Consider the following 7,816-nt stretch of genomic DNA (forward strand, 5'->3'; position numbering starts at 1 on the left):
CTCATGACCCTAAGCGGGTATCCTTTTCTCATCTGCTTCACCCCATCCTAGCGCGCGTGAAAGCTTGTCCGACATCGCGTTAAGTATTTGGCCGATCTTTTCTCGCTTCGAGGGTGTAAACACCCGAAGGGAAGCTGTAGCGCCGATTGACAGCGTGGCACCAACACCTGATTTTGCCAGTGTTGTTGCTACTGAGCTGATCCCGCGTTCCAACTCCTCGACACATTCGGCATAGCCTTTTGCCCTGACGGCGTCGAGTTCCGCGACCAAACTCTCTCGGTTTGTAATTGTGCGCTCTGTGTATCGCTTGAGCTGCCCATTCAGTTCGTCATGAGACAGCAGCTCAGGCGACACGGCGGCAATTGCCTTGGCACAAGAGCACGCATGCATTGGTCGTTTGCCCATACCTGGATGAAGAAAAGACACGCCCGTCTGCGGTGTCTCCACATGAATAATCTCTACCCAATGGCCCCGTAGTCGAGACAAGAAAAACGCAACGCCATACTCATCCGCGGCGCCGGAGAGCACAGGCGCAATAACTTGCAGAAGGGCAGAATCAGAGTGATCGCTTAGCGTGATACGCTTGAGTCTTGAACCAATTGCGAATTCACCGCGGGTTGGCGATTCAAGTAGGCCAGACGAGACAAGGTCTTGAACCAGCCTGTAGGCTGTAGGTTTGGGAATATCGGACTGGGCACAGATATCCGTTACAGACGCACGTCCTTTTTGACCCACGATTTCCAAAATCAGCGCTAATCGTTCGAGATGCATACTTCTCACTTTATGATAATAGATTTTTCGATATACGATACATTTAGGAGAATCAAGGGAGGAGCACACCATGGACGGACATTGCTGTGGGCCGGGCTTCAGGAGTCCGCAAGAAGCCATTAAAGCCCCCCGTGAAAAGCTACTATACACGATCGCCATCTACACAGGCACCGGCATCCAGAAGCCTGATTACCTGGCTACAGTGGATGTTGACCCGGACAGCCCGACCTTTTCCCAGGTAATCCATAGGCTGGAAATGCCGGGTATTGGGGACGAGCTTCACCACATGGGGTGGAACGCCTGTTCGTCCTGTCACGACGACGGCTCGATGTCCCGCAAATACCTGATCCTGCCAGGCGTACGCTCTAACAACCTTCACATCGTTGATACAGCCACTGACCCGCGTGCGCCGCAGTTGCATAAGGTCATCGACGGGGCCGAGATCAAGGCCAAGGCAGATTTATCGGGCCCGCATACGGTGCATTGTTTGGGCTCGGAAATCATCATCTCCTTCCTTGGAAATGCCAAGGGTGAAGCTCCTGGAGGCTACCTGCATCTCGACAAAGAGTTCAACATCGTCGGTCGCTGGGAAAGCTCCATGGGCGATATCAAGTTTGGCTACGACTTTTGGTACCAACCGCGCCACAACGTGATGGTCAGTTCCGAATGGGCTGCGCCCAATACCTTCATGCCGGGCTTCGATCTGGAAGAAGTGGGTCACCTGAAATATGGGCGGGAGCTGCATTTTTGGGATTTCGAAAAGCGCGAACCGGTCGAAAGCTTCTATTTGGGTGAAGACGGGCTGTTGCCACTGGAAGTCAAGTTCCACCATGACCCCGACAGCACGCATGGGTTCTGTGGCGCAGCTCTTTCGACCAATGTGATCCATTGGTGGCAAGACGATGCTAAAATGTGGCGGTGGGAAAAGATCATTGACGTGGAAAACGAGATGCACCCCGAATGGCCGATCCCATTGCCGGGGGTTATGTCGGCGATCCTGATCTCGATGGACGACCAATACTTGTACCTGAACAATTGGCTGCATGGAGATATGCGCCAGTATGACATCACCGACCCGCATAATCCCAAGCTGACCGGCCAAGTGTTCATGGGGGGCCTTTTGGGTAAAGCTCCGATCGTTAACGGGGTCGAGGTCGCTGGTGGTCCGCAAATGTTCCAGCTCTCTCTCGACGGACGAAGGCTTTATGTCACGACCTCGCTGTTCTCGACTTGGGATAACCAGTTCTATCCCGAGATCCGCGAAAAGGGCGGGGTGATGGTGATGATAGACTGCGACCCTGAAAACGGTGGCATGAAGATCAACGAGGACTTCATCGTGGACTTTGGCAAGGAACCGAATGGCCCATCGCGCTGTCATGAGAGCCGGTATCCGGGCGGTGATTGCACAAGCGACATCTGGCTATGACTATGTATATCGTGACGATCGCGAACAGGGATGGCGCGCAATATTATGTGGATGCGCGGCGCCCACTTCTGGAAACGCTGAGAGAACATGGCGTCGATTTGCCTTTTGGTTGCAAGTACGGCGGCTGCATTACCTGCGCGGCAAAACTAAAAACAGGTACAGTCGATCAACGCCGACAGGTCGCATTAAACAATCGGCAAATTGCTAACGGCTATGTGATCCTTTGCGTGGCACGTCCGACATCCGACATCACGCTGGAGATAGGGGTCGAAAGCCATGACAAGCTGTACCGGAATCCGTTTCTCGACCCACTCAAACCCCACGAACTCAAGGCTGACATTGCGACGCCGAAGGAAGGTTAACCGATGCCCGAAGCAGACATCGATCGCATCTACGATTACGACCCCAAGTACCTTGCCGACATCCTGCAATCGGTCAAAACCATTGCAATGGTGGGGGCCAGCGCGGACAAAACAAAATTCAGCTATGGCGTTCTGCGACAGCTCAGCGAAATCGGCTATGATATTCTACCGGTGAACCCCAACCCAAATGTTTCGGAAATCAGAGGGCTCAAAGTCTACCACTCGCTGGAAGAGATCGACAAACATGTTGATATGGTAGACGTCTTCCGTCCGAAAGAAGAGTTATACGGCCTTGCCGAGAAGGCAATTGCAATCGGGGCAAATGTACTTTGGGGTCAGATCGGCGTGTACGACGACAAAGCAGCGCAACTCGCCGAAGCAGCGGGCCTTAAGGTCGTGATGAACCGATGCCCCAAGATTGAACTCTTCCGCCCTTTTTGGAAGCCGCGCCTGGACTTAAAGATATGATGGAAAGTCGATTGGTGGCGGCCTCTTCAGCATCTAATGAAGGTGCCAATTGAGACATTTCGCGTCCGGAAGAGAAGACACGTAATCCTGCCCACTTTACGAAACCTGCGTACTCTAAACCCAAGAATGACAGTTTTTTAGAGAACCAACGGCCACCTTGTCCGCGAGAAGATAATCGGGCCACGTCCCAGCGCCGCACAGCGGCGAATGAGCGCGTTGAGCCCAAAGCGATTATTCATTGCAAGATGGTGCGCTGCGACGCAGCGACCGGCCGCTCTGCGCTTCAAAAAACGGATTTTAGGCCAATCAAAAGGCGTCGAAACGCCGCGAGTATCACCCACGAACTCAGACGAAAATCAAGCGATGGCACCAGACCTTGAAGAACCGCATCTTTCGAGAAAACTACCATCTGCCCGGTGATCTCAGGCAACAGATTGACGCCTTTGTCGACCACAACAACCACCGGCGCTATCACGAGAGCTTGGAAAACCTCACAAAAGCCAATGTCTACTTCGGGCGCAGCCAATCCATTCTGAAACAACGAGCAAGGATCAAACGGAAGACAATCTAAACCTGGCGCTTGTTTCATCGCAAATCCGCCGCGGATCACAGCAGCTAGGCGAGTCTGATCCTCTCTTAGATCAAGCGGCTATCTGCCCAAAAAGATTTGACGACGGACGCCAGCCAGATGTGGCCGCTAAAATGCTTGGATAAATTTTGTGGCAAATGTTCCTGTCAATACACGTGATCTTTGGTGTTTTATAGTGTGACGTACAGCCCTTCGATAAGTATCACTTAGGAACATCCGGTCTCAAAAACCACGGCGCATTATGGGGGTAGCCAGATGGGTGTCGACAACGCTTGGTTACGGCATTTTGCCCAAATGTTCGCAGAGCGCACGGAAGATGCAAGTGAATTTGAGGAAGTCTTAAAAAGCTCTGGTCTGAAGCGAGGCGACTTGAAAGAGTCCACCAGAGAGATCGACCCGTTGAAGGAGGGTCAGTTTATTCGCTTGGCTTGTGATCATTTAAGAGACCGAGCCTTCGCTACAATAGCTGGTTTGGCGTTTGATACGCCTCGCGACATAGTATGGTATATCTCAAAGTATTCACAGAATCTCAAAGAAGCTATTGAAAACGCTTCACACTACGGTGCTTTGGTTGATGAGAGTATTGAATACAGACTTGTCGAGTCAGAAAACCACGCTTCGCTAAGGATGCAAATTGTTAACGGCGAGCTCAGCAGGTATCATCGACGCACCGAGTTTCTCTTGTTCTCGACAATTTCATTGATGCGCATTGTTACGAATACTCAACTTCACCCTCTGGGAGTTCGGTACAAGCATGTAGTTAAGTCTTCGGCATCCGCAATGAAAAAGGCGGCGGGCTGCACGATATCCTTTGGTTCCGAAGAAAATGAAATTAATCTATCGCTTGCATCGCTTGATCTCCCAATTCCAAGCTATGACCCCGCACTCAGAAACCATCTTACGGACTACGGAAACAACCTTTTGAGAATGCATGCCGCGAGTTCACTAGGGATACGCGGTAAGGTTGAGGCCCAGATATTGAATAAGCTCCCAGGACGAATGTTAAGCGCGCAGGAAGTGGCATCAAGCCTTGGGCTCAGCGCGCGTTCTCTCTCGCGACGTCTCAATGAGGAAGGCCAGAGTTTTCGTGGTATCGTAAAAAACATCAGATGTGATCTTGCGAAGACGTATCTTAAAGACGGGTTCGGCATCGGAGAAGTTGCATTCTACTTGGATTTTGCCGACCAGCCCGCGTTTTCCACTGCATTCAAACATTGGACAGGGCTAACGCCGCGTGAATTTCAAAAACAAAATTGAACCGACGCGATGTCCTGACTTCGACCTTCGCTGTTGGACCACACCTGAGAAACGCCGCTGTTTGATTAGTGCGTAGTGTTGGAAATTTGGGTGACTATGCAGTTTGAAATCTGTGGTGCTCTCCACAAGACAAGCTCATCTTGCTCACCTTCTTCGATAACCATTGCAACAGCGCTCTTGGGGATTTTGGTTTCAAGGGTAATCGGAATTTTGGCCGTCGAACCATGACATCTAATTGCATAGTCCAATGCTGCATCAGAGCTTGTCGTCCAAGACAAGCCAACTTCTTTTCCCAGGCTTTGACCGCGAAAAACCGAGATTGCATTGGGAAGCCGATGCCACTGTTTCGTCGGAACCCAACATGATTTTCGTTTTTTAGCATCCATCGCGTGAACAAACATGGTGTGATCGATTTTTTCGAACCCACCCCATAAACCCCTCAACAAAGGCCAGAAATCTGCGCTGGAAATTTCATTTGCAAGCAACATTTCGACAACAGCATCTGCGCGTTGATCGGGTTCATAGTGTCTGTTCAAATGCATGTTTATTACTTCGACGGCACTGACTGCTTCGGTCTTCATGACTGACGCTCCAACTCTATCTCTGTAACTTGCAAGGCGCTTTGTTTGGCGCGTCATTCAATATTGGTTTGGCGTGTCCAATCACTCTTCTGAATTTCAGCCAAAAGTGTTCCTTTTTCGGCCAAAGCGAAGTGAAACCGGGCCAACCACAGTTGTTTCTTAGTTTAGATGCAGGAGGTAGGTCGGTTTCTGGATAGAGGCTTAATGCCAGAATTGCGGACTTAAGGTCATTCGCCGGAGAGCTGCTCTGACGGATTCATGGAAACAGTGGCAGACTGGCCACTGACAACACCGGAATTGTGGTTTGGATCCATTTCTCGTAATGTCTGGGCAGCATCATTTTGAAGCGTGAACGTATTTCATGACAGCTCTACCGATCTTTGACGCCGCGATTTGGTTTCTTATCCCTGCGTTGATAGTAATGGTCGCGCATCGAGGCGTTCATTTGCTTTTTCCAATCGAGCCGTCAGAGGAAACTTTGGAAGCCGCCAAGTGGGGGTCTGTCAGGATCGGGGCGGTTCACGCTCTCATTCTGGCGCTCGCCTTTTCCAGTGTGCGAGCAGAGTATAACGAATTGCAGGAAAGCATCGACAGCGAAGCGTTGGCCATCGAGCAACTCTATCGTGGTTTGCAAGGGTTTGGCACAGCTGAGGCTGAGGCGATCCAAGACGCGGTAGAGCGTTATACTAAGATGGTTATTAACGAGGAATGGCCGACCATGGCGGCCGGAAGTCCTCTGGAAAAAGCCGATTTACTGGTCGATGTAATATACCGTCAAATCATCGATCTGGCGGACAACTCGGACCGATCAAGCTTAGCTAGTGCGCTGCTGGACGACATTAACGACATCGAGAACGAGCGGGGTCAACGCAGTTTCGATATTGAAGAACCTATCAGTCCGATGTTCTGGATGATCGCAGTCGTTGGATTGGTGTTGACCTGCTTGTCGTTCTTTCCAATGCCGCACGGTTTGGTGCGTTCATCTTTCCTCGGTATGTTCGCGGGCATTAATGGCTTGGTGTTTTTTGCCATCATTGGCTTCTCCCACCCGTTTTCCACTACATTTCCAATTCAGCCGACACCGTTCTTGAAGGTGCTGGAGCGGACCATTGAAAAAGGCAAATAACTGCTTTCAATCCTGAGACCTGACTACCACAAGCGCGACCAATCGCGCCACTATCACAGCAAGGTAGAATTGCCCTATCAGCACCTGTACGACCGCTAAGCTGGCGATGCGCGCATTTTCAGGCGTGATGTCGCCATACCCAAGTGTGGTTAGGGTTACGAAGCTGAAATAGGTTGCGGCGAAAGCGTCCAGATCGGGGTCACCCTTCGCAAATCCAAGATCAAGCGAGACATCCCCAAACCCGACTAGATTATAGATTGCAGCAAAGGCGAAACCGATCAACAGATAGACACTCAGAGCGTTGGCGACCACTCTCCAACTCACGCCACCGGTTGCGCCAAAGATTCTTTCGGTAAGAACGAGTGTGAGGCCCAATGAGAATAACAGATCAAAAACGGTCCCAAGCCGCTCGAAGATCGGACGGGTGTCGCCCGAAACTGAGTCGAAAAAGAAGGCGAGTAGACCGAATACTACCACAGCGATGAATGTCACACGACCGGTCGATGACGCCGCACCCGCTACGACAATGAGTATCAGGAAGACGCCTTCGAATACCTGCTCTGAGACTTGGGATCCCCAAAAGAACGGCCAACCAAAAATGATTAACAAAAGGCAGGCCGGAAGCATAAGTTCCCCCCACGAGGCAATCTTGGAGGTTACAGATTTCAAAGCGTTCATTACGCAAGCTTAGTACCGGTACTAGCAAAGCGCGAGCCCGTCGCCCCAATTCCGCCATTCGCTTGCAGTATACGCCGTGGCACAGTGAGCAATTCCTCTGGTAGTTTCTTTGTTTGTGCTGAAGTGCCCCTTTTGATTTGGACTACCGTAATGTTTGAGAAACGGAGATCCGAGAATGTCGAACAAGAAACACAATCCTGAGGAAATGGTTCAGAAGCTACAGCAAGTTGATGTTCTCGTCGGCCAGGGAATGATACTTGCAGATGCGATCCGCGAGGTTCGCATAAGGTACCCACGTTGCTGGGTCGTCGGTAGTGAGTGACGTCGACCCAGCTCAGTCTACAGGGCTTTTAACGCATTCTGTGTGGGGCTACCCCGAATGCAAGGCGTTGGTACGACCGCCGAGAAAGATCACTTTGCCCGCAAGGCGGTCACTCTCGGTAATGCCGCGAATGTCCGCGCCGTGCCCTTCGCAGTCATAGCGTGACGTTCCGATTGAGGCTAAAGTGCATTCAGCATTTGAGAAGACATGACACCGCGCCTCGTAGATATCCCAAT

9 protein-coding genes and 1 pseudogene are annotated in these 7,816 nt (G+C 51.2%); 6 read left to right on the top strand and 4 right to left on the bottom strand.

Features of this window, described 5'->3' with window-relative positions; genetic code table 11:
- Nucleotides 1-9: 9 nt before the first annotated feature.
- Nucleotides 10-771: an IclR family transcriptional regulator gene (locus ACR1XU_RS15780; protein ID WP_480909238.1), complete on the bottom strand. Its 762-nt coding sequence runs from the start codon at nt 769-771 to the stop codon at nt 10-12.
- 70 nt (nt 772-841) lie between these two features.
- Here ACR1XU_RS15780 and ACR1XU_RS15785 point away from each other — a divergent pair, with 70 nt between their 5' ends.
- The 5 genes and pseudogenes from ACR1XU_RS15785 (at nt 842) to ACR1XU_RS15805 (ending at nt 4,873) form a co-directional block, all read left to right on the top strand.
- Nucleotides 842-2,197: a selenium-binding family protein gene (locus tag ACR1XU_RS15785; RefSeq protein WP_480909241.1), complete on the top strand. Its 1,356-nt coding sequence runs from the start codon at nt 842-844 to the stop codon at nt 2,195-2,197.
- 2 nt (nt 2,198-2,199) lie between these two features.
- Nucleotides 2,200-2,559, top strand: a complete 360-nt coding sequence (locus tag ACR1XU_RS15790; RefSeq protein WP_480909243.1) for a 2Fe-2S iron-sulfur cluster-binding protein — start codon at nt 2,200-2,202, stop codon at nt 2,557-2,559.
- 3 nt (nt 2,560-2,562) lie between these two features.
- A complete protein-coding gene (locus tag ACR1XU_RS15795) occupies nt 2,563-3,027 on the top strand; it encodes a CoA-binding protein (protein ID WP_480909246.1) in 465 nt (154 codons plus the stop codon).
- A 334-nt stretch (nt 3,028-3,361) separates the two neighbouring features.
- Nucleotides 3,362-3,598, top strand: a pseudogene (locus tag ACR1XU_RS15800) (integrase core domain-containing protein); the annotation flags it as partial.
- Nucleotides 3,599-3,871: 273 nt separating this feature from the next.
- Entirely contained in the window at nt 3,872-4,873 is a 1,002-nt protein-coding gene (locus tag ACR1XU_RS15805) for an AraC family transcriptional regulator (protein ID WP_480553120.1), read from the top strand.
- A 65-nt stretch (nt 4,874-4,938) separates the two neighbouring features.
- Here the strand turns inward: ACR1XU_RS15805 and ACR1XU_RS15810 are convergent, their stop codons facing one another.
- The gene (locus tag ACR1XU_RS15810) at nt 4,939-5,454 is read right to left on the bottom strand and encodes a hypothetical protein (protein WP_480909249.1); all 516 of its coding nucleotides are present in this window, start codon (nt 5,452-5,454) and stop codon (nt 4,939-4,941) included.
- 361 nt (nt 5,455-5,815) lie between these two features.
- Here ACR1XU_RS15810 and ACR1XU_RS15815 point away from each other — a divergent pair, with 361 nt between their 5' ends.
- Nucleotides 5,816-6,580, top strand: coding sequence for a bestrophin-like domain (locus ACR1XU_RS15815; protein ID WP_170676228.1), 765 nt, complete (start codon nt 5,816-5,818; stop codon nt 6,578-6,580).
- A gap of 6 nt (nt 6,581-6,586) precedes the next feature.
- On the opposite strand, the gene ACR1XU_RS15820 is transcribed toward ACR1XU_RS15815, so the two are convergent.
- Nucleotides 6,587-7,258 carry an ion channel gene (locus tag ACR1XU_RS15820; protein WP_170676230.1) on the bottom strand — a complete coding sequence of 224 codons (672 nt, stop codon included), beginning with the start codon at nt 7,256-7,258 and terminating at the stop codon, nt 6,587-6,589.
- A gap of 370 nt (nt 7,259-7,628) precedes the next feature.
- A partial coding sequence (locus ACR1XU_RS15825) for a hypothetical protein (RefSeq protein WP_480909253.1) occupies nt 7,629-7,816 on the bottom strand: 188 nt, incomplete at its 5' end.

The sequence above is a fragment of the Ruegeria sp. D1(2025) genome, from assembly GCF_056536425.1.